Below are 23432 nucleotides of genomic sequence, written 5' to 3'. Positions count from 1 at the left end.
TGATGCATCGCGCGGCAAGGGCCGGCGCGGCAAAGCAATTCAAGGTGTTCATGAGGCGCTCCAGCCCAGAGCGAACAGGGTTTCCCCTGGCAGGTCGAAACTGACGCGCCCGTTCTGGCAGTTGAAAGGCGCGTCGCGGCTGCGGTTGTCCGCGCCGAAGTAACGCAATGAACCCTTGAGCAGCGGGCACGTGGTGCCGGCCAGGTTCACATGCTGCAAACGCTTGCCTTTGTTGACCCCCAACAGGCTGCGTTGCGCGTCGTCGGCCATCGCCAACACGTCGACTTCGAAGGCGTCGTTTTCCACGCGCACCACGTTGGCGAGCCAGTGCTGCTGAATGAACTGCTGGGCAAAGCCCACCGGTTTCAATTCGAAGTGATCGTCACCCAGGACCTTCAACATGCCCTTGGGGTAGTTCGGTTCATCGGCGGCCTGGAACCAGTTGAGCATCTCCAGCAAACCGTCCTGGGACGAGTTGATGACCACAGATGCCCACCACAGCGAGGCGAAATGGGTGTCCTGATCGTAGGGGCTCAGGCTGGAACCGCTGGACATGTTGGTCTGGTCCAGCAACAGGGCTTTGCGTGGCCGGCCCTTGCCGTCGAGGCCGACCAGATCAGCGGCGCGACGCACGCTGTCACGGTAGACCCGGGTCGCCAGCAGGTCGCGAATCATCCATTCGTGCCAGGCCAACGCATCGACGTTGTCACCCGATTCCGCCAGCAAACGCCTGGCCCAATCGATGCCGCGTTTGTCGGCGGCGTTGTCGGCGAACGGGCCGTTGACCAGCCGTGAACTGGCCGGCATGGCGATGCGCACACCGGCCTTGGCATTGGCCGGATCGCTGCGCACTTGCCGGGCCATGCTATTGAAGATGCTTTGGTACTGGGCGTAGCTCGAATAGTTGAGGTTCGGCTCGTCAGCGAAACCGATGTAGTGCGTGCCCTTGCCACCGAGCGCGCGGGTCGAGGCGAGCCAGGCGTCGAGGCCGGCGTTGCTCATGGTGTCGGCGCGCAAATCGGCCTGGCGCTGGCTGCCGGCCAACAGCGTGATGTCCTGATAAATGCCGAAGCGGTCCTGATACACCTGGCGGAACGCATCTTCGTACTGTGGCTTTTTCGCGGTGACGTCAACGAAGGTGTAATAAGCACCCGCTTGCGGCTTGAGCGCATCGAGCACCGCATAACTGGAGGGCGGCGGCATCACGTAGGGCAGGGCGATGCCCAGGTTCGGCGTGGGGCCGAGCACGTCTTTGCTGAGCGTCAGGCGCACATCACCCGCGTCTTCGCGAAGCGGTTTTAGCTGCTGCGGGTCCTGCGCGAACAGGTTGGCGGTGCCGTCGAGCCAGAACGCGACTTTGCCGCTGCCTTGCAGGCGCAGGCGCCACACTTGTTCGCTTGAGGTGACCGGTAACTCGACCTGATCGAACTGCCAATAAGCCCGATAAGGTTTCAGCGCGACCGACAACTGTTTGCCGTCGCCCACCCGCTGCGCTTGCAGCGCATTGACACCGCCATGGAACTTGCCGGCCAGCACCGCGTGTTCACCCGGTGCGACCTTGAAAAACAACTCGTCGCCGTCATGGGTTTCGGCGCTGAAATGCACCTTGGCCGGGGCGAACAACGCCACCGTGCTGTCGTCGTGTTCAACCTTGTAGCGGCGAAAGCTGTAACCCGGAATCTCCAGTTGATAGCTGGCGGCATTCGGCGCCAGCGGCCAGCTCTGGGTGCCGCTCAATTCACTGGCGGCGATCTTGTGCTCAGCCTGAAGCTTGCCTTTGCCGTCGAGCAGGTACAGCTGTTCTTCGTTGGCATCCGCCTGCCACGCCGGGGTCCAGCGCACCGTCAGCGTGTCGGGGCGATCCGCTTGCAGGTACAAGCTGCCGTCGCGAATGTCCGCCCAGCGCATCGGCCCGGCGTAGACGTCGACCGAAAGCCCCAGGCTCACCAGCAGGGCGAAATACCTCATGCCGACTTCCTTTGCAGCATCAGCAGCATCGGTGCCACGTCGCTGGGCAGGATGATCAGGGTTTGCCAGACCGGCACGCCGCTCAAGCGGCAGTACATCACCAGCAGTGCAATGGTCACCGCCAGATAAGCGATGGACGACGCGGCCGCCGCGCCGACGATGCCGTACGCCGGGATCATGACCAGGTTCAGTGCGAGGTTGAGCAGGGCACCGAGGCCCATCAACAGTGAGATGGTGCCGGGACGATTCTTGCCCAACAAATCGAGGCGCAGGATGCTTGCGTAGCACAGGCCGAGCAGGCCCGGCAGCAATGCCAGCAACGCTGGATACGCCGGTTGATACGCCGCGCCGAACAGCGTGACGATCAGCCATTCACCGATCACCGCCATGGTCAGGCAGGCACCGAGCATCACCGTCGCAGTCAGGCGCAGCGCCAGTGGCGTGACCTTGTCGATGCCTTCTTCCTGTTGCAACAGGCGTTTCATCAGCGGCGTGGTGACCGCTTCCGGCACGATCAGCAGCAACTCGGCGGCGGCGCTGGCCATGGCGTAATGACCGAGCGCGGTACTGCCGAGCAGAGCGCCGATGAACAAGTAATCGGAACGCAGGATCACTTGCTGGAACAACAGGTCCGGATGGCTGCGAGCGCTGTAGCGCAGCAGTTCGTTCTGGCTGGCGCGGTCCCATTGCAACTTCAGCGGCTGATCACGTTTGAGCCAGACCCAGCCCGCCAGCACCACCAGGCTGATCCCCGCCAGCCAACTGATCAACGCAGCTTCGAGGGCCGACTCTTTCCACATCCAGAACAGCGCGAGGAACAGCAACAGCGGCGCGAGGGATTCCACCAGGCGCAAGGCGTTGAAGGCGACCACGCCGCCCGAGGCGTTGTGCAGGGTCAGCAACCCGCTCTTGAGCACGGTCAGCGGCACCGCCAGCAACAACAGCCAGGCGAGCAGGCCCAGTTGCGTGGTGATGTCGAGTTCGCTGCCGAATTCGCGCACCAGCGCCACCACCAGCAAGGTCAACATTGCCGCCAGCAGGCAGCCGAACACCAACACTTGGCTTAGCAACAAACCCATCGGCCGCTGTTTGGCCGCTTGATAACCGACCGCCGAGTTCAGCCCACCGCTGGTGGCGGCGCTGATCAGGTCGGGCAGGGTGCTGAGCAGGGCAAACAAGCCGCGCTCACTCGGGCCGAGAATCCGCGCCAGCAACACGTTGCGCAGCAGCCGCAGCGCAATCATCGCCAGTTTGGTGCCCATGCTCAGGGCCAGGTGCTTGAGGTAATGGCTACGGCTCATGCGCGGGCCCCGCGATACAAACGCCATGACAGCAATTGTGGATTGCGCGCCACACGTTGGCTGACGCCGAAACGCGGCAGGTTCAAAGGGTCATCGCTGCCGCGATAAATCCCGGTGCCGGTGCCCAATGCAAACGGGAAGTCATGCAAGGCGACCTGATCGCGCACCCGCGCGTCGTTGTCGCCGTTGGGGTAGCAATAAACCGGCAACGGCCGGTTGCAACCGTGTTGCAGCGCATCGCGGCTGCGGCTCAGCTCTTCATGCAAACGTTGATCGTCGAGGCCGGTCAGGATCGCGTGACTGGCGCCGTGCGGGCCGAAACGCACCAGCCCGGAAGCTTCCAGCGAGCGCACCTGATGCCAGTCCAGCGCCTGGGGCAACGACTCGTCCGGGCAGGCATCGGTCAGTTGGTTCAGCGTCATCGGGCTCAGGCTTTTCAGGCTTTGCAGGAAATGCAGCAGCGCCAGACTGCGGCGTTCTTCATCCAGCTCCGCGAACGGCACCGGCAACGGACAACCGGCCTGTTGCAGGGACTCGATCAAGCGGACTCGGGCGGATTCACCGTGGCTGCCCCACAAGGTTTCACCGATGCTTTCCCACCAGAACCGTTGACGGCTGCCGATGAAATCGGTGGAGAGAAAAATGCTCGCCGGCACCTGGTATTTTTGCAGCAGCGGGTAGGCATTCACCGCGTTGTCGCGCCAGCCGTCGTCGAAAGTCAGGGTGATTTTCGGCCGGTCCGAGCGGATTTTCCCTGGGTGCAGAATCTCCATCAACGGCACACAGTCGAAGTGTTTTTTCAGCCACGCCAGCAAGTGCTCGAACGCCTTGGGCCCGACGCACAATTCATTGCGGTGGGGCAGGGCCGCGGCCTGATCGTCGGCCAGCACCCGGTGCAGCATCAGGATCACGCCGGCGCCTTGCAGCTGACTGCGTCCGACCGGCGAATTGAGGTAGAGCCAACCACTGGTGCGCTTTAAGAGTTGTTTGATCGCCATGGCTCAATCCTTTCAACGATTCTGTTCAGGGTTCCACTGCGCATAGCGCTGGCCACGCAGGAACTGCCACAGGCCAATGCTCATTCCGGCCAGCGTCACCAGCAGGAACGCGGCGAGGCGAAAGGGCTTGGGCAAGCGGTGTTGCGAATCCAGCAGGCCGGCGATGGCGATGGCATAACCGAACAGTTGCGCGATCAGGCTCAGGCGATAAAAACCATGGTCGTCCCACAACCAGAAATTGCTCAGCAGCAACGGCAACAACAGGATCGGCGCCAGACGCCGGATCAGTTTGTGGCTGATCAAGGCAATCGAATACAGGCCATGCTTGAGCGGATTGAGCAGCTCGCTGCGCTGCGCCAGGCTTTGCAGCCCGCCGACGGTGACACGCTGGCGGCGACGGAACTGCTTGTCGGCTTCATCGACGCCCTGGTCGATCACCTGCGCCTCGGGCACATAGACGATGCGTTTGAACGCGACGGGTGCGCAGGTGCTGATGAAGAAGTCGTCGTTGACCTCCGCCGGCACGTTCTGGAACAACTCGCGACGCAAGGCCAGCAATGCGCCGTCGGCGGAGACCATGCAGCCGGTGCGATTTTCGACCCGGCGCAGCCAGCCTTCGTAATGCCGATACAGGCTGTCGCCGACGCTCAGGCCACCGCCCGTCACGGGGATCACCATGTGCCCGGCACAGGCGCCGACCTGCGGGTCGCTCAGGGGTGAAAGCAAATGGCCGAGGGTGTCGCGGGACCATTGGTTATCGGCATCGGTGAACACCAGAATGTCGCCGGTGCTCAGCGCCACGCCGGCGTTCAGGGTCGCGGCTTTGCCTTGGCGCGGCAGGTCGAGCACGGTGATGCGCGGGTCAATCACTTTGCGCGCACAGGCCACGGTGTCATCGGTCGAACCGTCGCTGGCCAGAATGATCTGCAGCGAGGCGGGCGTGTAATCCTGGGCGAGCAGGGTGCGCAACTTGTGTTCGATGTGCCGCGCTTCGTTGTGCGCTGCAATCACTACGCTCACGTTCAGTGGCTCCGGCGCGCCATGACGCCGCGCCGCGAACATCGGCGACAGCAGCGTCAGCAACAAGGGATAACCGAAGTAGGCGTAAACCGGGAGCAGCAGGCACAACCAGAAAATGAATTCAGCCACGGGCGGGCCTCCTGGCATTCCAATGACACAGGCTGAGAACGAGCGCGGCCCCGGCCAGGTGCAGGCGCACCCAGTGCAGGCCCCAGAGTTGCAGGGTCAGGCCGACGTCGCGGTGTTTGCGGCTCTGGCGCAGGCTCATGATCAGTGCCGGCACCGTGGTGATGCCCAACATGACCGCGGCGTGATGCGGAAAGCCGTCGCACAGGGCCGAGACCGCCATCAGATCGAGAAACCACGCTGCCAGCGACAACAGTGGAAAGCGCAGCAGGCGCAGGCTCGCGCCATGGGTGCGGAGCAATTGCACGTGGCTGCTCTGGCGCCACATTTCCTTGCCCATCCACTCGCGCCAGTTCATTTCGTAACCCCAATGCAGAGCCACGCATTCATTGACCGTGAGGATCCGCGCGCCGGCCTGGTGTTGGCGCAGGGTGAAATCCTTGTCCTCGCCGGTGCGCAGGCTTTCGTTGAAGCCATCGACCTTGTCGAACCAGCTGCGTCGCATCAGCAGATTGGAGCTGGGCAGCCAATCCACCGGGCGAGAGCCCTGGGACGAGGGGCGCAGCGTGCGGCGTTGCCAGGCCGTGGCGTACCACGGCGCTGCGGCCGGGGTGTGCAAATCCAGGCCGAACACATCGGCCTGCCCCTTTCTTTCGAGAGCGATCAGTTTTGTCAGCCAGTCTTCGGGCATTTCGACGTCGGCGTCGATGAACGCGAGCCATTCACCGGTGGCGATGGTGACTCCGCGATTGCGCAGGGCGCCGATCAGGATCCCCGGGTGCACCAGCACCTGCGCACCGAACTGGCGGGCAATCTGCGGGCCTTCATCCTGCGAGCCGTTGTCGACCACGATCAGCTCGCAATCGAGGCCGGCGGCGTGGGCGGCTTTCTGCGCGGCGAGCAAGGTGCGGGCGATGTGGCGCGCTTCGTTGTACATCGGAATCACAATGCTGATTCGGCTCATGCCTTGGCCTCCCGTGGCGGGCTTTCTTCGGCTTTCACACGCAGCACGCTGGTCAGGGCGAGCATGATCCACACGTACTTCTGGTTCGGTGCACTGAGGAACATCAGGAACAGGGTCAACGACAGAAAACTCATTGCCAGGTGCGTCATCAAGTCCGCTTGCTCGCGGTTGTCTCGCTGCATCCAGAGGCGCCGGGCGCGGATCAGGTTGTACAGGCCGAGGGCGAGCATGCCGACGAACAGCAGGCCGGCGGGAATCCCCAGTTCACTGAAGATTTCCAGGTAGGTGTTGTGGGCGCGGCGGTACAGGTCGCCGATTTTGCGGTTGGCCGAAAATGCCTTGGCATAACCGGTGGTGGCGTAGTGCAGCGGAAAGGTGCCGGGGCCGGAGCCGAGCAGCGGGTTCTCGCGGATCATCGCGCTGCCGACCACGATGTAAGAGGCGCGGCGGCCGAGGGATTCGTCCTGACTCTTGGCCCCCGCGCTCAAGATACTCAGGGACTGGATGCGGGCGACATAGCCGGCGGGCATCGCATAAATCGCCAGTGGAATCACGATCACTGCGCCGAGCATGGCAAACCCCAGGTGCCGCGGGCGGATACGTGTCAACTCGGTGCGGTAGTGCCAGGCGCCGATCATCAGGCTGAGAAACAACACCACCAGCCCGGAGCGTGATTCGGTCTTGGTCATGCCACCGAGCAACAGCACGCAGCAACCACCCCAGACCAGACGGTGCAACAGGTTTGGGCTGCGGATCACCAGCCACAGGCCGAGCGGTACGGCGAAGGCGATCAGCATGGCGAAGGCATTCGGGTCTTCAAGCAACCCGGCGGCACGCCCCTGATCCTGATATTTGCTGGAGAACATCGCCAGTACGCAGGTCATCGTGACGCTGGCGGTGACCAGTTTGGCGAACAGGTCCAGATTCAAGTCACGGCCAATCAGCAGGGTAATCACAAACAGGATCAGGCCAACGCTCAACTCGCGCAGATGCCCCAATGACATGCCCATGTCATCGGTATTGAGCAGGCTGAGCAGGTACAGCACCAGAAACCAGATCAGGTAGCGCCAGGTATTGCTGCGCAGGCGCTCGGACGGAATCTGCCGCAGGGCCAGTTGCAGCATCAGGATCACTGCCAGCGACGCGCCGAGGAACTTGGTGCCCGACAGCGAACTGTCCTTGAAGAACCCTTCGAACGGCACCAGCGCCGCTATGCCGAGCAGGCCCCAGGTGGGTTTGCGGTACAGCAGCGCGACACCGACCAGGCCCAGCACCGCTCCCGGCGCCAGAAAGGGATAAGGGCTGGCCAGCAAACCGAGGCAGACCAGGCCGAGCAGACTGACGATCGAGAGCGGAAAGATCACGCGCGTGCCTCCCGTGCAGTACGGATATAAAGCTGCGACCAGCGTTCGGCCAGGGCCTTGAGGTCGTAACGGTCCAGTTGGGTACGTTTTGCGTTGTCGATCAATTGCACAGCGAGTGCCGGTTCCGTCAGCAAGGTGTCGATCTGGCGGGCGAGGGCGGCGCTGTCAGCGGGTGTTGCCAGCAAGCCGTTGTGCCGGTCTTGCAGCACATCGGGAATGCCGCCGACACCGAACGCCACCACCGGCACCCCTGCCTGCATCGCTTCGAGCAGAATCATTGGCGTGCCTTCGGTGCGCGAGCTGATCACCAGCGCATCGAGTTGGCGCCACCACAACCCCATGTCGGTCTGATAACCCGGCAAGGTGATGCGCGATTGCAAACCGGCGGCGTTGATCCGTGCCAGCAGCGTTTCCCGTTCAGGGCCGTCGCCGAGCATCACGGCGTCCAGTTGCGGGTGTTGCTGACACAACGGGATCAGCGCATCGAGAAACAGGTCCGGGCCTTTTTCACTGCTCAGGCGCCCGACGTAACCGGCCAGCCAACGCTGACGGTCAACGTTGGGCGAGCACTGCGTGGCGGCGGCGGGCAAACCATTGGGAATCACCTGCAGTTTTTCCGCCCGCACACTGGCCTGGCGGCATAGCGTGGCGATGCTTTCAGCGACGCAAACCACACGATTCACCGAGGCGGTGCGGCACAGTTGCAGGCTCAGCCAGGTGTAGAACTTCTGCTTGCGGCTGCGCGGGGTGAAACCGTGCTGGGTGATCACCAGCGGCAAACGCAACAACGTCGCGCCGACCCAACCAAACAACAGGCCCTTGAAATTGTGCGTGTTGATCAGTGGTTCTTCCCCACGGCGCTGACGCAAATGCGTGAGCAACTCCCCCAGCCCCGCGCAACCACGGCAATCCACCCCGGCCTCACGAAACCGTGCGATCAATTCTGGCGGCGCATCGAGAAACAGCACCTGGTGCTGCCCCGGCGTCGCCAGGCAGTGGTCGAGCAGCATCCGCTCAGCCCCATAGAACCCACCGCTGCTGAGCAAATGAATGATCGGCAGGGCGGTGGCAGGGTTGAGCGGCGCGTTCAATTGCGCACCCAATGCACGAGGCTTGGCACGGACCAGTTCTTGTGCGGATTGATCGGCTCGACGTTTTGATCGTTGATCACCAACAGCACCGGCAAGCCCAGTTCGTGGGTGATTTGCGCCGGAGCCTTGAAGCGGTGATCGAAGAACTCACGCACGTAGACCAGGGCAATCGCCAGCAGCAGACCGGTGAACAAGCCGAACGGGATGATCAGGAACGGCTTGGGAAACGCCGCTTCGGTCGGTTCGTACGGTGGGCTCAGGACACGGGCGTTGGACAGGTCGTTGTCGAGCGAGCGGGCAGTGCTGCTTTCGGCAAAGCGCTGGGCGTAGGTCGAGAACGCTGCGTGCAAGGCGTCGATCTCGGTGTCCATCTGCCGCAGTTTGCTCTGGGTTTCCTGCAACTGGTGGATGCGGTTCTTGAACTCGGCAATGCGCGCGGTCTTCTGGTCGATCACCGAGCTGACAATCGCCAGGTCGTTGGTGCGTTCCTGAATCCGGTTGCTCACCACTTTCAAAAACTGCTGACGGGTGCGAGTGATTTGCTCACGGGTCAGCAACATCGGTTCACTGCTCGGCTGGAAGATCGCCAGGTCGTTCATGTAGCGGCTGACCTGATTGGTCAGTGCTTCACCCATCTGTTTGATCTCGCGGTCTTCAAACGCCACGTTGTCCACGGTGGTGGTGAAGGTGTAGGGGAAGGTGTAGTCGTTGAGCTTGTTATTGCTGGCGGCGGCCAGGCTGGTTTTCAGGTAGTCGAGCCAGCGTTGGCTTTGCAGGCGGCGGTCCTGATACAGGTTGAGCGCTTGCTCCTCGGTGTTGATCGCGTTGAGGCGGAAGGTGATTTCCTCCTTCGGATCGGACGAGCCGACGCCTTCGAGCAAGGCCAGCCGGGTGCCTTCAAGGCCATCAAGGCGCACCTGATATTGGTGCTTCTTGGTTTCGTAGAAGGTTTGTGGCAGGTCGATCGATTGCAGTTCCTGACGGCTGGCCAGGTAGTTTTGCAGCAAGGCCGCGACAAACTGCGTGCCCTGATGCGGATCACCGAAGCTGTAGATGATCGAGATCACGTTGGAGCCTGGCAGGGTTTCAATCTTCAGTTTGTCGATGGCTTCCTGGGTCAACGCATCCAGCGTGGTGTCGCGCACCGGATCGGTTTCCATGCCCAGCGCGCTTTTCACCGGGTTGATCACGTACTCACGCAGCGGCGAGGTGATGAAGCGTTTGATCGGTTGCAGCACCAGTGTGTTGAACACGCCGGGGGCAGGGGTGTACTCGCCCTTGTCGCGCAACTCACTGATGGTCTGCCGGATCAGGGCCGGGGAGCGCAGGATATTGCTCTCGGTTTCCATGTCGGCCAGCGATGGCGGAATGAAGGTGGCGTTGTCCACGGTCAGTGACGTGGTGGCGTCACCCTGGGAGAGTTTTTTCGACTGCACGATGACTTGCGCGGTGATATCGAAGCTCTGTTTGAGCATCAGCGGCAAGACCAGGGCGATCACTGCAAAGACCAGGAATACCCGCTTCACCAACTGCTTGTTGGCGAAGAAGATCCTGAAGAACTCGTGCAGGTAGTTTTCCTTTGGATTCATGTCAGGTCACCTGAGAGTTAGTTACTGTTGTCGTCTTTGTTATCGAGGCGGTAGCCAAAGCTCAGGCCCACGCCCTGGAACAACACCACGTCGGCCAGTTGCCGTGCGAGTTCACCGGCACTCGCCAGTTTGGTCTTGGGCACGTACAGCATGTCGTCCGGTTGCAGGTAGGCGATTTGCGAGGCATCGCCGGCCAGGGCTTTTTCCACGTCATAACGCACGGCCTTAACCTGATTGCCGTTGCGGCGCATGATCACCACCGAATCGAGCCGCGCCTTGGCATTACTGCCGCGTGCCAGCGTCAACGCTTCAAGCACCGAGACCGGCCGGCGGATCGGGTAGGAACCCGGCTGACCGACTTCACCCAGCACATAGATTTCGTTGCCGGCGGTGGACTTGAGCAGCACGTCGACGGTCATCCGTCCTGGCAGATCGGCGTAGCGTTTGTTGAGGAAGGTTTCCAGTTGATTGACGGTCATGCCTTGCAGTGGCACGGCGCCGATTTCCGGGAAGCTGGCATAACCGTCGGTGCCCACGGTGATCTCCCGGCTCATGCCGGTAGCGGGGTGGTTCAGGGCACTTTTGAGGTTGGATTCGTTGCTCAGCGGGCTGATGACTTGCACGGTCAGCTGGTTGCGGTTGGGCTGGAACAGCTGTTTGCGCTGATACGCCCGCTGGATTTCCTCACGCGCCTGCTCGCTGGACATCCCGGCGATCTTCACCGAGGTGTTGGCGCCCGGCAGTTCGATGGTGCCGTCGGGCAGCACCAGTTGATTGCCGTTGAGCTGGCTGGCGGCGGTGAAGTTCAGGCCGATCTGGTCACCGGACTGGATGCGGTAGGCGTCCGAGCCGCTGGTGCTGATATGAAAGATCACGTCCAGCACGTCCTGTGGCCGCAAGGTCTGTTCGACCTTGGGCATGTCGGTGGCCTGGGCGTTGGCCGGTGAGGCCGTGAGGATCTGCACTGGCATTTGGGTTTCGGTCGAATTGCTGGTGCACCCTGCAAGCGGCAGCAACAGCAGGACAAGCATTCTGGCGTTCATGGCGTCATCCTTTTCTGGTTGCTTACAGGTTTTTGTACAGCCATTTCGGCATGTAGTACTTGCGACGGTTGAACACGCTGCCGACCATTTTCGCGCCGGCCTGGGTCAGGCGCTGGACCGCGGCTTGTGCCACTTCCCAGCGGGTGTCTTCCGCGCGCACGACCATGATTACGCCATCCACCTGCGTGCTGATGACCAGGGTGTCGGCGGCGGAATACACCGCGTCGCCGTCGATCACCACAAAGCGATACTGGCTGCCGAGCTGATCGAGCAACGGGCTCATGCTTTCGGCGGTCAGGTGTTCATTCCCTCGGGCATAGCGGCCGTTGGGCAAAATGTCGAAGGGCAGGCTGGCGACGTTCACCACACAGTCCTGCAGCATCGGCGGGCTCTGGTTGTTGAACATCAAGTCGCGAAAGCCGCGCTCCTTGGTCAACCCCAGTTGTTGCGTGAGGTTGGTCGAGGACTGGCTGGCGTCGACCAGCAGCACCTGGCCGCTGCTCATCTGGGCCAGTTGACTGGCCAGTGCCAGCGCACTGGTGGTGGTGCCCGCGCCGGGGTTGGCGGCGGTCAGCAACAGGATCCGCAGATCTTGATCCAGCACGGTCGAAGTCAGGTTGGACTCGCTCGGGTTGGCGATGCTCAGGCTTTTGGTTGATGAACCGTCCATTTAACTCGCTCCGTGGCCGCTGAATACTTTGAAGGGGGTTTTCAACAGGATCTTCAGATCAAGCAAGAGGCTCTGCTCGGCGATATAGCTGAGATCCAACTCAACGCGCTGGTCGAAGTCGATATTGCTGCGCCCGGAGATCTGCCACAGGCCGGTCATGCCGGGGTAGATGCTCAGGCGTGCAAGGTGGTTATCTTTGTAGCGGTAGGCGTTGAACGAAGTAGGCCTTGGGCCTACCAGGCGCATGTCGCCGGTCACTACATTGATCAGGTTCGGCAGCTCATCCAGGCTGCTGCGCCGCAGGAAACCGCCGATGCCGGTGATGCGCGGGTCCTTGTCGATCTTGAAGTCGATGGCATCGGCGCCGTGTTTGTTCAGGTGCCGCAGGGACTCCTTGAGGTCCTCGGCGTTGGCCACCATGGTGCGAAATTTGTACATGCCGAATGCGCGACCGCGGTAGCCGGTGCGTTTCTGCACGAACATCACCGGCCCCGGGCTGCTGAACTTGATCGCCAACGCCAGGCCCAGCAGTACTGGCGAAATCAACACCAGGATCATCAACGCACCGAGGCAGGCGACCACCCGGTTGGTGCGTGACAGCGTCCAGGGTCGACCGCCGTCACGGCCGGTCATCCAGCCACGCCCCTGCATGTGAATAGCTGCATCCATGCGAATCCGGTGCTCGGGATCGAGGCGTTTGTCCCGGCGCATTTGATTGAGGGGCACACCTTTTTCATGTCCAGTCATAGAGTCCTCCGCTGAAGTTCAGCCGCAAGCGGCGCGTGGGCGATGGGCAGTTCGTAGTAGTCACGGAACCAGGCGATGAAACGCCCGAGTCCTTCATCCAGCTCGATACAAGGCTGAAATCCGGTAGCCCGCGCCAGGTCACTGGCGTCGGCGCAGGTATTGAGGACGTCGCCCGGCTGCAGGGGCAGCAACTCGACGATGGCCTGTTGTCCAAGGTGTTTTTCCAGCAGCGCCAGGTAGTCCTTGAGTTCCACCGGGTGCTGGCCGCCAATGTTGTAGATGCGCCACGGTGCCATGCTGCTGGCCGGGTCCGGTTGCTCGCGGTCCCACTCGGCGTTGGCCTGCGGTGGTCGCTCGATCAAGCGTGCGATGCTTTCGATGATGTCGTCGATGTAGGTGAAGTCGCGCTGGTGCTGGCCGTAGTTGAACAGCTTCAGCGGCTGGCCTTCGGCGATGGCGCGGGCGAACTGGATCGGCGACATGTCGGGCCGGCCCCAGGGACCGTACACCGTGAAAAACCGCAGGCCGGTGCAGGCAATGCCAAACAGGTGGCTGTAGCTGTGGGCCATCAGTTCATTGGCTTTTTTGGTCGCGGCATACAGTGACAGCGGATGATTGACGCCGTCCTGCACCGAGTACGGCGTGTGCTGGTTGGCGCCGTACACCGAACTGGACGAGGCGTAGATCAGGTGTTGAACCGGGTGCCGGCGGCAGCTTTCGAGAATATTGAGGAAACCGCTCAAGTTGCTGTCGAGGTAGGCCCGAGGGTTCTCCAGTGAGTAACGCACCCCGGCCTGGGCGGCGAGGTGGATCACTACATCGGGTTTTTCACGGACGAACAGGGCTTCGATGGCCGACGCATCGGCCAGGTCAACCGTTGCGAGCTGGAAGTGGCCGACCTGCTCCTGCACCCAATCCACGCGATCGCGCTTGAGTTGCGGGTCGTAGTAATCGTTGAAGTTATCGAGGCCGAACACCTGGTGCCCGTCGCGCAACAGCCGCAACACACAATGGGCACCAATAAAACCGGCCGCTCCGGTGACGAGGATCTTCATGGGCGCGGCGCCTCGGGTGCAATGTGTCGCAGGCCGATACCGCTGTAGTGCAAGCCCGCCGCAGCAACCTGCTCCGGGTTGTACAGGTTGCGACCGTCGACGATTACCCGTGAACGCAACTTGTTCGCCAGCAGGTCGAAGTCGACCACGCGGAAGTTCTTCCACTCGGTGCAGATCACCAGCGCATCGGCATCTTCCAGCGTGTCGTCGCGGGTGGCGCACAAATGCAGGTCTTTGCGATAACCGTAGATACGCCGGCATTCGGACATGGCTTCCGGGTCATAGGCCTGCACCGTCGCGCCTTCGGCCCACAGGGCTTCCATCAGATAACGGCTGGGCGCTTCACGCATGTCATCGGTGTTGGGCTTGAACGCCAGGCCCCAGATCGCGATCGATTTACCGGCCAATCCATTCGGGAACTGCGCTTTGAGTTTGCCGAAGAGAATGTGGCGTTGGGTGTCGTTGACGTCGGTGACACTGCGCAACAGTCGCAGCGGCATGCCGTTGTGTTCGGCGGTGTGCAGCAGGGCGCGCAGGTCCTTGGGGAAGCACGAGCCACCGAAGCCGCAGCCTGGGTAGATAAAGTGGTAACCGATGCGCGGGTCGGAACCGATGCCCCGACGTACCGCTTCGATGTCGGCACCCAGCAGCTCGGTGAGGTTGGCCAGTTCATTCATGAAACTGATGCGTGTGGCGAGCATGGCGTTGGCGGCGTACTTGGTCAGCTCGGCGCTGCGGTTGTCCATGAACATGAGCTTTTCATGGTTGCGGCAGAACGGCGCGTAGAGCTCACTCATCTGACTGCGGGCTTCATCATCGAGCGTGCCGACAATGATCCGGTCCGGGCGCATGCAATCGGCGAGGGCGCTGCCTTCCTTGAGAAACTCCGGGTTGGACACCACCCGCACATTCAGCGCGCTCTTGCCGCGGCGCTTGAGTTCTTCGTTGGCGGCGGCGGCCACCTGGTCCGCGGTACCGACCGGCACGGTGGACTTGATGATGAAGGTGCGATCGGCCTCCATATGGTTGGCGATCTGGCGAGCGACGCTCAACACATGACTGAGGTCGGCGGAACCGTCTTCATCGGCGGGCGTACCCACGGCGATGAAAATCAGCTCGGCGTGTTCGACCGCATCGCTGGCCTGGGTGGTGAACAGCAGCCGACCGGCCTTGATGTTTTCTTCCAGCGTGCTGGAAAGCCCCGGTTCGCTGATCGGTGGCACCGCTTGTTGCAGTTGTTTTATTTTATTTGGATCAATGTCGACACACAGGACGCGATGTCCGACATCGGCCAGTGCCGCTGCTTGTATCAGGCCAACATAGCCCGTACCAAATACGCTCACGTCCATATTGGCGTGCCTCGTAAGACGGTTGAGATAACAAAAATAAGACTGTCAAAAGGGGTATAGCCCAGCGGTGGGAAAGCGTGTCAGCAAAATGACATTCTTCTGTGGTAGAGAAATCCCATTTTTGGGGGCTAAATGCCATCAAGTGCTTGTCGGTGCTGGATTTGTCTCGGTTTTAAAGGGTTTTTAAGGGATTGAAGAAAACGATGGACGGTCTAGTGCCTTGAAACGCTGGGGAAAATTCCCCACATGTGTGTCAGATTTGAGTCAACGTTTTTTTGACGCTTTGTGTAAAAGTCCGACAATTCTTGCGCTTTGATGGCCCGGTGCTAGTGTCAAAAAATGGCCGACAATCTATTGGCCAATCGCCCTTCATGAGTACCTAAAGAGAATGATTCGATATCTCAAAGAAGTACTGTTAGTTCTCTATTTACTTAAGAACTACGACTATTACCTCGAACGTTTAAGTGCGATGGGCATCGGTTTTCCGGTGCTTCTTTTCGGTGGCATGTTTATCGCGCTGACCGTGGCGCTGTTTATGACGGCGTACATCCGGCAGACGCTGGTACGCCATCTGTTCGCCTTGGTGATGTTCGTGTCGGCGGTGTTTTTCGACGTCTATACGCGGGTCACGGCTGATTACTTGACCTACAGCAGCTTCGTGTCGCTGGTGTACTCGGGCGGGTTCATCCAGGAAGCGATCTACCAGTACCGCGATGCAATCATCAGTGGCCTGGTCGGCGGCTTGTTGCTGTTGTTCGGCATCGGCCTCAAGCCGCGTCGGCGCATGCCGCTACCCGGTGCGTTGCTGGTGGCGGCGCCGGTGCTTGGGGTGCTGCTGCTCAGTGCTGTGTTGTTCGTGCGGGCCGGCGAGGGCGCCCGGGGTTTGCCGATCATGTACACGCCGCTGGCCTACCTGAACCTGTTTACCTATGAAGCCTTGCACAACACCGTCGGCCCGCGTGAACCGGTGAGCCTGGCGCGCAACGACCAACCGGTGGGCCACGACATCGTGTTGATCATCGACGAGAGCATTTCCGGCAATTACCTGGACATCAACGCGCCGTTTGGTGTGCACAGCAACCTCAAGGAGCCGCGCGCGGGTGTCGACATTTTCAACTACGGCTATGCCGCCTCGATTGCCAATTGCAGCGCCGACACCAACGTCACGTTGCGCTACGGCGGCACCCGGGCCGACTACATGCGCATCAACACGACGATGCCGTCGATCTGGCAGTACGCCAGGAAGGCTGGCCTGCGCACCGTTTACATCGACGCTCAGCGTACCGGCGGCAACTTGCAGAACCTGATGAACGACGCCGAGAAAAAGGACATCGACGAGTTTGTGCAATTCGACCAGACCAGCGTGCGTGATCGCGACATGGCGGCGGCGGCCAAACTGGTTGACCTGCTCAATGATGGCAAGCCGGAGTTGGTGGTGATCAACAAGGTCGGCGCGCATTTCCCGGTCCACGATAAATACCCGGATGCCTTCATGGCCTATCGGCCGACCTTGCCGCGCGGGCAGTTTGTCGAAGTGGCCGATACCGGCAAGCGTGACGGGTTTAACGGTCAACCGGATGACTGGGTGCTGTACCGCAATGCCTACAAGAACACCTTGCTGTGGAACGTCGGGGAGTTTTTCTCAAGGGTGTTCGCCCAGGCAGATTTGAGCAACACGCTGTTGATCTACACCTCGGACCACGGGCAGGACCTGCACGAACGGGGCAATCCGGGGCTCAATACCCATTGCGGCGGTGACCCGGTGGAAGAAGAGGGATTGGTGCCGCTGGTGGTGATCCAGGGCAGTAACTTGAAAACCCTGGACTGGTCGGCGCAATTGGCCGCGAACAAGGATCGCTCCAGCCACTACAACATCTTCCCGACGCTGTTGCAGTTGATGGGGTATGACCTGGCGGGGGTTGAGGCAATGTATGGCAAACCGCTGAGCGTGCCGACGGCCGATGAATTCACCTTTAACTACCGGTTCAATGCGCGGCTGGGGGCGAAGCCGGAGTGGAAGCATATTGACCTGAAGAGCATTGTGACGCCGGCGCAGGCGCCGACGAGTGTGGCGGTGGGGCAGTAAAATTTTTGGTTGGCAGGGCCGGCCCCTTCGCGAGCAGGCTCGCTCCCACATTGGTTTTGCGGCGTGTACAAAACCCTTGTGGGAGCGAGCCTGCTCGCGAAGGCGTCAGCCCATTCACTCGAGATCCGAAGGCTGCGCCCACCGCGTCCGGTACACCCCCGGCGCACACCCCAACCACCGCAAACACGCGCGGTTGAAACTCTGCACATCGCCGTACCCTAACCGATCCGAAATCTCCACCAATTCCAGCTCCGCCGCCTGCAACAAATCCTCCGCCCGGCAGCGCCGGTACTCATCAAGCAGTTCCGAAAAACTCCAGCCCAGCGCCTTCAGTCGCCGTGCCGCCGTGCGTTCCAGCAAGTGATGGTCGGCACAAAACCGTTGCCAGTTGGCGCTGGAGAGGTCGGCGATCAAATGGTCGCTGACTTGCTCCAGCAAGGTCGGCTCGCTGTTGCGCCGGGTCTGCTCGAGCAAGTCCACCAGCGTTTGTTCCAGCTCATGGTTGCCCGGTGTCAGCGCGGTCACGAACAGCTGCGAATCAAGGCGAATCGAATGATGCGCCTGCGCCCATTGCACGGGTGCGCGGAACGCCTGTTCGTGAGCGTGCGGGTTGGCGGTCTTCGGCCAAGCCAGGCCAACGCCCAGCACCGGGTCACGTTCCAGACCGCTGGCGAGAAACTTTCGGCGCAACATGCTGCACAGACTGACGAGGATGTAATCGGTGGTCGGCGCCCCGGCTTTAAGGCTGCCGCAGTCAAGTAGGCGCAACTCGACGCCTGTTTCATCGCGCACGATCCGTGCCTGGAAATGCCCGTTGAAGAACGGGAAAAACCGCTCGAAATACACGCAGGCACTTTCCAGTGAAGCCGCTACGTCGAACAGGTACGTCAGGCCATTGGTGGCGGTGGAAACGAAGCGCCGACCCGCCGCCAGACCCACCAGCGGATCGCCGCTCTGCTCCAGGGCAAAGGCCCAGAAGCGCCGTGAGAGCAGCAGCGGTATACGCATGAACGGCGTGCGCAATTCGAACAGACTGCGGCGAAACAGCGCTTCGATGGTTTCCCGGGCGATGCCTCGGGCCAATAGTTCTTCGATGGCCGGCAACAAGGTCGGCGCATAAAACGCATTGGGTGTTGGTTGATGGCGCAGTGGCTGATCGCTTTTTGTCATGTAGGGCTCACAGCGTGTTCCGGGACTCTGGTTAGGCTGCTCGACGTTAAGCGATTTGCCGGAGCAAGACCATGCTTGATTTACGCCAGCTCGACCTGAACCTGCTGCTCGCCTTCGATGCCATTTACCAGCAACGCAGCGTGACCCGCGCCGCCGAAGTGATGTGCCTGTCGCAACCGGCCATGAGCAACGCGCTGCGACGCCTGCGTGAATTGTGCGGTGATCCGCTGTTCATCAAGAGCCGTCTCGGTGTGACCCCGACATTGGTCGCGCACCGACTGGCGGACTTTGTGCGCGCCGCCCTCGAGTCGTTACGCGATGGGTTGCGGATGATTCCGGCGGCGCGGCAGAACAATCCGTTGTTGCGCATCAGTTGCCTGGATTGCCTGCAACCAGTGCTGCTCGACGCCTTGCTCGAATCCCCGCAGTCCGACTGGCAGGTGCGCTACTTCCAACCGCGCCGCCGCGACGCCTTGCAGGAACTGGCCAGCGGCAAGCTCGACATTCTCATCGACCTCGACCAACCGCTGGCCGGGCTCGCCGGTCTGCACAAACAAGTGCTGCCATCCGACCATTACGTGTTTGCCTACGGCGCCGCGCTCAAGGAACCGCCGCGGACCCTGCAAGCCTATCTGGAGCAACCGCAGATTCAGATTTCCAGTCGCCGCGATGGCCTCAGCCCGGTGGACCTGCGCCTCGGTTTGAAAAGCCTGCGCCGCACGATCGCGGTGCACACGCAAAGCACCCTGGCCGCGAAGCTGATCGCTGATCGGCAACCGTTCGGCATGAGCCTGCCGAGTCGGGTTGCCACGGCGCTGGGGCTGCAGCAAGTGCCGCTGCCGCTGGATGAACCGGTGGAGCTGAAACTGGCGCTGTACATCGAGGGCCGTTATCGCTTTGAACGCAGCCGGGAGGAGGCGATGCATTGCTTGCTGCGTGCGCTGGGTGAACCGCGGGCGATGCTGGCGTTTGCGCGCCGTGCCTGACCAAAAACCAACACAGAACCCCTGTGGGAGCGAGCTTGCTCGCGATGAGGGCATTACTTCAGCATCTCTGTTGACTGGCACGCCGCCATCGCGAGCAAGCTTGCTCCCACAGGTTATACGGTGTCCGTAGCAAGCAAACGCTGGTCCACCACCCGAATCGCTTCCACCATCGCCAGCGCCGCCGGCGTCAGGGAATGACCCGGTCGGCTGACAATGCCGTAGTGCAATTGCAGGCCCGGGTCGTCGCGGGGGATGTCGGCGAAATCGAGCAAGTGGATGTGCCCCTGAACGGCCAGTTCGGCGAGGGCTTCCATGGTCGCGATGCCGACGGCGTCGGAGTGCATGACCACCCGGCGAATCGCATCGAACTGCGCGCATTCGACGCTGGGGTTGAAGTCCGGCTCGCCCTGCACGTCGGCGAGGATCTTGCGGATCATCGGCGGCATCCGTGTGCCGACCACGGCGTAGTCGAGCAGGGCGCGCAGGGACAGGTTTTCACGTGATGCCAACGGGTGACCGGCGCGACAGAAGAAGCGCCCGCGCCGGGGGCGCAGCAGTTGCACCTGATACTGCGGATCGCCGGTGAAGTATCGGGCATCGGCCACCAGGAATTCGATCTGCTGTTCGCGCAGCCACAGCGCCAGTTGCTCCCAGTCGCCGAGGTGGAAACTAGTACGAATTGCCGGGTGCGCCTGGATGAACTCTGCCAGCGCTTCCGGCACCAACAGTTGCGCCGGGTAAGGGCCGCTGCCGAAGTGCAGTTCGCCACCCGTCAGGCCGTTGTATTGGGTCAGCTCGTTGTGCAACGCCTGGCTGCCGGCGAGCAAACGCCGGGCATGTTGCAGCACCAGTTCACCCTGGCCGGTCAGTCGGAACTCGCGGCTGCTGCGCTCCACCAACGCGCAATCGAGGTCCCGTTCCAGGGTCTGGATGCTGCGACTGAACGCCGGTTGACTGAGATTGATCGCTTCGGCGGCGCGACCAAAACTGCGGTAGTCGGCGAGGGCCACGAGGTGGCGAAGCTGGCGTAGGTCCATCATGCGTCTCCTGCATTCGGTGAATACTTTTAATGCATTTGATCGATACCACGACCACTGGCATAACTACAACCCTGTTCACTCGCCGTAGCCTGCCATGCCTGATCAATCGTTCGCTTCCAGCGCCTTCACCCGCACCATTCTCAGCCACGCCCGGCAGTCCGGCCTGTGCCAGGACCAATTGCTGGAACGGGCCGGTATCAGCCTGTCGTGGCTCGATGAGCAGGGCCTGCACATTCCGGCGCACCTGGTCGAAAAGCTCTGGGACGAGTGCGAACGCCTGGGCGTGGGCGCCACGTTTGGCTGTGACCTGGTCAATGGGATGGCGACCACTTGCTTGCAGGGTTTGAACATCTTGTTGGACTCGGCTGCGACCCTGCGCGACAGCCTTGCCTGTTTCACCGGGTTCCTGCCACGCGTCACCAACTATGTGCTGGCCGAGCTGGAGGAGGCTGACGGACAGGCCTGTTTGCACTTGCGCTGGGCGAACCAGCCGCCGCACTTCTTTGGCCTGGATGCCGCGACGTTGACCCTGGTGCGCAACATCGCCCGACGGCTCGGACGAGCGCCGGGGGAGGTGTTTATCGACGTTTACCTGACACCCCGGCAAGCCGCGGGCGAATGGTTGCGAAACGCCGGCATCAACGTGCAAGAAGGGCCGCATCTGTGCCTGATATTACCGTCGGCCTGCCTCGACGAGCCGTTGCTGGGGGCCAATCCGTTCCTGCATCAAAGCATGCTGCGTACCTGGCAAACCACTGCGGCGCACACCACCCGCAGCGACAGCCTGGACATGGCGCGGCACTGGCTGACATCCGGTGATCAACCCATCGAACGCATCGCCGAGCGCCTCGGTTACCGCCAGCCGAGCAACTTCATCCGGGCCTTTCGCAAACAGTTCGGCATCACCCCCAAACAGTTTCGGCTGTCGTTGTAATCGCTGTGCTCGTGATGATTACTTTTTGTCGGCCATCGCTTGCGTGTCGCGGTTGATTGTTGGGCACCGTGTCCGGGCTGAGTAATCCTGACCGGAGCCTAATAATGATAAGAAAAAGCTCGGCCACAGCCGGAGTCCGTCCGCGACTTCACCGGCTTGGCCACACCCGCCCGCAACCGCTTGCGCTGGCGATGCTTGCTGTCTTGACCGGGCCCGCCCAGGCCACTGCTTTTGACATCAATGAAGACTGGAGCCTGTCGACCAAAACCACGCTGACCCTGGGCAGCAGTTGGTCGACGCAGAACCCCGACCATAGCCTGATGACCCGCGCCAACGCGTTGCAAGCCCAAGGCGTGCACGCCAACGGCACCAGCGTCAGCGCCGACGACAACCGGTTGAACTTCGAGAAGGGCGATCCCATCTCGCAGAACTTCAAGGGCCTCACCGATTTCAGTCTCGATGGCCAGGGGCAGGGCGCGTTCATTCGCTTCAAATACTGGTACGACCACGCCTACGAAACCCGTAACGGCCGCTTCAAGGATTTCGACGATTCGGGCTGGGACGACCTGTCGAAGTTCCAGGGCTTCAAGGCGCTCGATGCCTACGTCTGGAAGGATTTCCAGGTGGCCGATCGACCGCTGAACGTGAAGGTCGGCAACCAGGTGTTGTCGTGGGGCGAATCGTTGTTGATCCAGAACGGCATCAACGTGATCAACCCGCTGGACATTTCGGCGTTCAACCGTCCCGGCGTGGAAATCAAGGAAGGCCAGTTGCCGGTGGAGATGGTCTCCTTCAGCTTCGGCCTGACCGACAGCCTCAACCTCGAAGGTTTCTACCAGTACAACTGGCGCGAAAGCGTACTTGATGGTTGCGGCACGTTCTTCGCCAGCAGCGATGTCATCCAGAAGGGCTGCGGGCCGCTGTATTTGAGCCAGGTGCAAACCGATCAACAGATGCAGGCAGCAGGGTTGTACGCCACGTCCCGGGGCAATGAGTCGCCGTCGGACAACGGCCAGTTTGGCTTCGCCTTGCGCAACATCATCCACTCGCTGAACGATGCCGAAGCGGCGATCTACTACATCAACTATCACTCGCGCCTGCCGTATTTCACCCTCAACGCGAAGAACACCAGCCTGCCCGGAACCTTCCCCGGCGGCGTCCAGGCGCCGAGTTATGCGGCGGCGTTTCCGGAAAACATTCACCTGTACGGCATCAGCCTGAACGGCGTCGAACCCAACAGCGGCATCTCGCTGGCCGGTGAGCTGAGCTATCGGCCGAACATGCCACTGGCGATCAACGCGCCGGACATCAACGTGGCGGTGATCTCTGGGGCGGGCGGCAGTTCGTGGGTCCAGTTACCGTCGGGATTCAACACCAATAACGGCAGCACCTACGACGGCTGGGTGCGCAAAGGCGTCTGGCAGGCAACCGGCTCGGCCACCCAGGCCTTCGACAATGTGCTGGGCGCCACGCGCCTGAGCCTGTTCGGCGAGGCCGGCGTGGTGCACATCGACGACCTCGGCGATGAGCGTCTGGGCCGCAACGCCGCGTTCGGCCGCAGTGCGCCGCGCAACGGCACGCTGTGCAACACCGTGGCCTCGGGCGTGACGAACCAATACTGCACCGACAAAGGGTTCGCCACCGAGTGGTCGTGGGGTTATCGCCTGCGCGCCAGCCTCGAATACAGCGACGTGCTGCCTGGCATCAACCTGATTCCGGCGGTCAACTGGCGGCATGACGTCTCCGGTTATTCCTACGATCCGCAAGGGCCGTTCCAGGAAGGCCAGCAGGCGTTGGGCGTGAGCCTGACGGGCGTCTACATGAACGACTACAGCGTGGAACTGGCCTACAACGCCTTCTTCGGTTCCAACGACTACAGCACCCTCGACGACCGCGATTTCGCGTCCGTCAGCTTCAAGGCAGACTTCTAA

At 61.5% G+C, this 23432-nt stretch carries 19 protein-coding genes; 4 read left to right on the top strand and 15 right to left on the bottom strand.

Going from position 1 to position 23432, the window contains the following annotated elements; all coding sequences use genetic code 11:
* Positions 1 to 48: 48 nt before the first annotated feature.
* The 13 genes from ACWKV5_RS02130 to ACWKV5_RS02070 are packed head-to-tail and all read right to left on the bottom strand — an operon-like array spanning position 49 to position 15285.
* Positions 49 to 1968, bottom strand: a complete 1920-nt coding sequence (locus ACWKV5_RS02130; protein WP_483839958.1) for a hypothetical protein — start codon at positions 1966 to 1968, stop codon at positions 49 to 51.
* Positions 1965 to 3269, bottom strand: coding sequence for a lipopolysaccharide biosynthesis protein (locus ACWKV5_RS02125; RefSeq protein WP_483839957.1), 1305 nt, complete (start codon positions 3267 to 3269; stop codon positions 1965 to 1967). Before ACWKV5_RS02125 ends, ACWKV5_RS02130 begins: the two co-directional genes overlap by 4 nt.
* Positions 3266 to 4267: a polysaccharide deacetylase family protein gene (locus tag ACWKV5_RS02120; protein ID WP_483839956.1), complete on the bottom strand. Its 1002-nt coding sequence runs from the start codon at positions 4265 to 4267 to the stop codon at positions 3266 to 3268. Before ACWKV5_RS02120 ends, ACWKV5_RS02125 begins: the two co-directional genes overlap by 4 nt.
* Positions 4268 to 4279: 12 nt before the next feature.
* Positions 4280 to 5416 carry a glycosyltransferase family 2 protein gene (locus tag ACWKV5_RS02115; RefSeq protein WP_483839955.1) on the bottom strand — a complete coding sequence of 379 codons (1137 nt, stop codon included), beginning with the start codon at positions 5414 to 5416 and terminating at the stop codon, positions 4280 to 4282.
* Positions 5409 to 6377, bottom strand: a complete 969-nt coding sequence (locus ACWKV5_RS02110; protein ID WP_483839954.1) for a glycosyltransferase — start codon at positions 6375 to 6377, stop codon at positions 5409 to 5411. Before ACWKV5_RS02110 ends, ACWKV5_RS02115 begins: the two co-directional genes overlap by 8 nt.
* Positions 6374 to 7741, bottom strand: a complete 1368-nt coding sequence (locus ACWKV5_RS02105; RefSeq protein ID WP_483839953.1) for an O-antigen ligase family protein — start codon at positions 7739 to 7741, stop codon at positions 6374 to 6376. Before ACWKV5_RS02105 ends, ACWKV5_RS02110 begins: the two co-directional genes overlap by 4 nt.
* The gene (locus ACWKV5_RS02100) at positions 7738 to 8844 is read right to left on the bottom strand and encodes a glycosyltransferase family 4 protein (RefSeq protein WP_483839952.1); all 1107 of its coding nucleotides are present in this window, start codon (positions 8842 to 8844) and stop codon (positions 7738 to 7740) included. Before ACWKV5_RS02100 ends, ACWKV5_RS02105 begins: the two co-directional genes overlap by 4 nt.
* Entirely contained in the window at positions 8829 to 10421 is a 1593-nt protein-coding gene (locus ACWKV5_RS02095; protein WP_483839951.1) for a GumC family protein, read from the bottom strand. The genes ACWKV5_RS02100 and ACWKV5_RS02095 overlap by 16 nt, the downstream gene beginning before the upstream one ends.
* A 17-nt stretch (positions 10422 to 10438) precedes the next feature.
* Positions 10439 to 11464 (bottom strand): polysaccharide biosynthesis/export family protein, encoded by a 1026-nt coding sequence (locus ACWKV5_RS02090; protein WP_483839950.1) that lies wholly within the window; start codon positions 11462 to 11464, stop codon positions 10439 to 10441.
* A 22-nt stretch (positions 11465 to 11486) separates the two neighbouring features.
* Positions 11487 to 12134 (bottom strand): CpsD/CapB family tyrosine-protein kinase, encoded by a 648-nt coding sequence (locus ACWKV5_RS02085; protein ID WP_483839949.1) that lies wholly within the window; start codon positions 12132 to 12134, stop codon positions 11487 to 11489.
* Entirely contained in the window at positions 12135 to 12881 is a 747-nt protein-coding gene (locus tag ACWKV5_RS02080; RefSeq protein ID WP_483839948.1) for a sugar transferase, read from the bottom strand.
* Entirely contained in the window at positions 12878 to 13936 is a 1059-nt protein-coding gene (locus tag ACWKV5_RS02075) for an NAD-dependent epimerase (RefSeq protein ID WP_483839947.1), read from the bottom strand. Before ACWKV5_RS02075 ends, ACWKV5_RS02080 begins: the two co-directional genes overlap by 4 nt.
* Entirely contained in the window at positions 13933 to 15285 is a 1353-nt protein-coding gene (locus ACWKV5_RS02070; protein WP_483839946.1) for a UDP-glucose dehydrogenase family protein, read from the bottom strand. Before ACWKV5_RS02070 ends, ACWKV5_RS02075 begins: the two co-directional genes overlap by 4 nt.
* A 388-nt stretch (positions 15286 to 15673) precedes the next feature.
* On the opposite strand from ACWKV5_RS02070, the gene ACWKV5_RS02065 reads away from it, so the two are divergent.
* Complete coding sequence (locus ACWKV5_RS02065) at positions 15674 to 17371, top strand: sulfatase-like hydrolase/transferase (protein WP_483839945.1); 1698 nt, start codon at positions 15674 to 15676, stop codon at positions 17369 to 17371.
* A gap of 114 nt (positions 17372 to 17485) precedes the next feature.
* On the opposite strand, the gene ACWKV5_RS02060 is transcribed toward ACWKV5_RS02065, so the two are convergent.
* Positions 17486 to 18541, bottom strand: a complete 1056-nt coding sequence (locus tag ACWKV5_RS02060; RefSeq protein WP_483839944.1) for an AraC family transcriptional regulator ligand-binding domain-containing protein — start codon at positions 18539 to 18541, stop codon at positions 17486 to 17488.
* Between the two features lie 71 nt (positions 18542 to 18612).
* On the opposite strand from ACWKV5_RS02060, the gene ACWKV5_RS02055 reads away from it, so the two are divergent.
* Complete coding sequence (locus ACWKV5_RS02055; protein ID WP_483839943.1) at positions 18613 to 19527, top strand: LysR family transcriptional regulator; 915 nt, start codon at positions 18613 to 18615, stop codon at positions 19525 to 19527.
* A gap of 113 nt (positions 19528 to 19640) precedes the next feature.
* Here the strand turns inward: ACWKV5_RS02055 and ACWKV5_RS02050 are convergent, their stop codons facing one another.
* Positions 19641 to 20567 carry a LysR family transcriptional regulator gene (locus tag ACWKV5_RS02050; protein ID WP_483839942.1) on the bottom strand — a complete coding sequence of 309 codons (927 nt, stop codon included), beginning with the start codon at positions 20565 to 20567 and terminating at the stop codon, positions 19641 to 19643.
* A 94-nt stretch (positions 20568 to 20661) separates the two neighbouring features.
* Between ACWKV5_RS02050 and ACWKV5_RS02045 the strand changes: the two genes are divergently transcribed.
* Entirely contained in the window at positions 20662 to 21501 is an 840-nt protein-coding gene (locus ACWKV5_RS02045; RefSeq protein ID WP_483839941.1) for an AraC family transcriptional regulator, read from the top strand.
* A 104-nt stretch (positions 21502 to 21605) separates the two neighbouring features.
* On the top strand, positions 21606 to 23432 hold the full coding sequence (locus ACWKV5_RS02040; RefSeq protein ID WP_483839940.1) for a DUF1302 domain-containing protein: 1827 nt from the start codon (positions 21606 to 21608) through the stop codon (positions 23430 to 23432).

The sequence above is a fragment of the Pseudomonas oplopanacis genome (assembly GCF_057128725.1).
The sequence above is the reverse complement of the archived record's forward strand: the minus strand, read 5'-3'. Positions and strand labels throughout refer to the sequence as shown.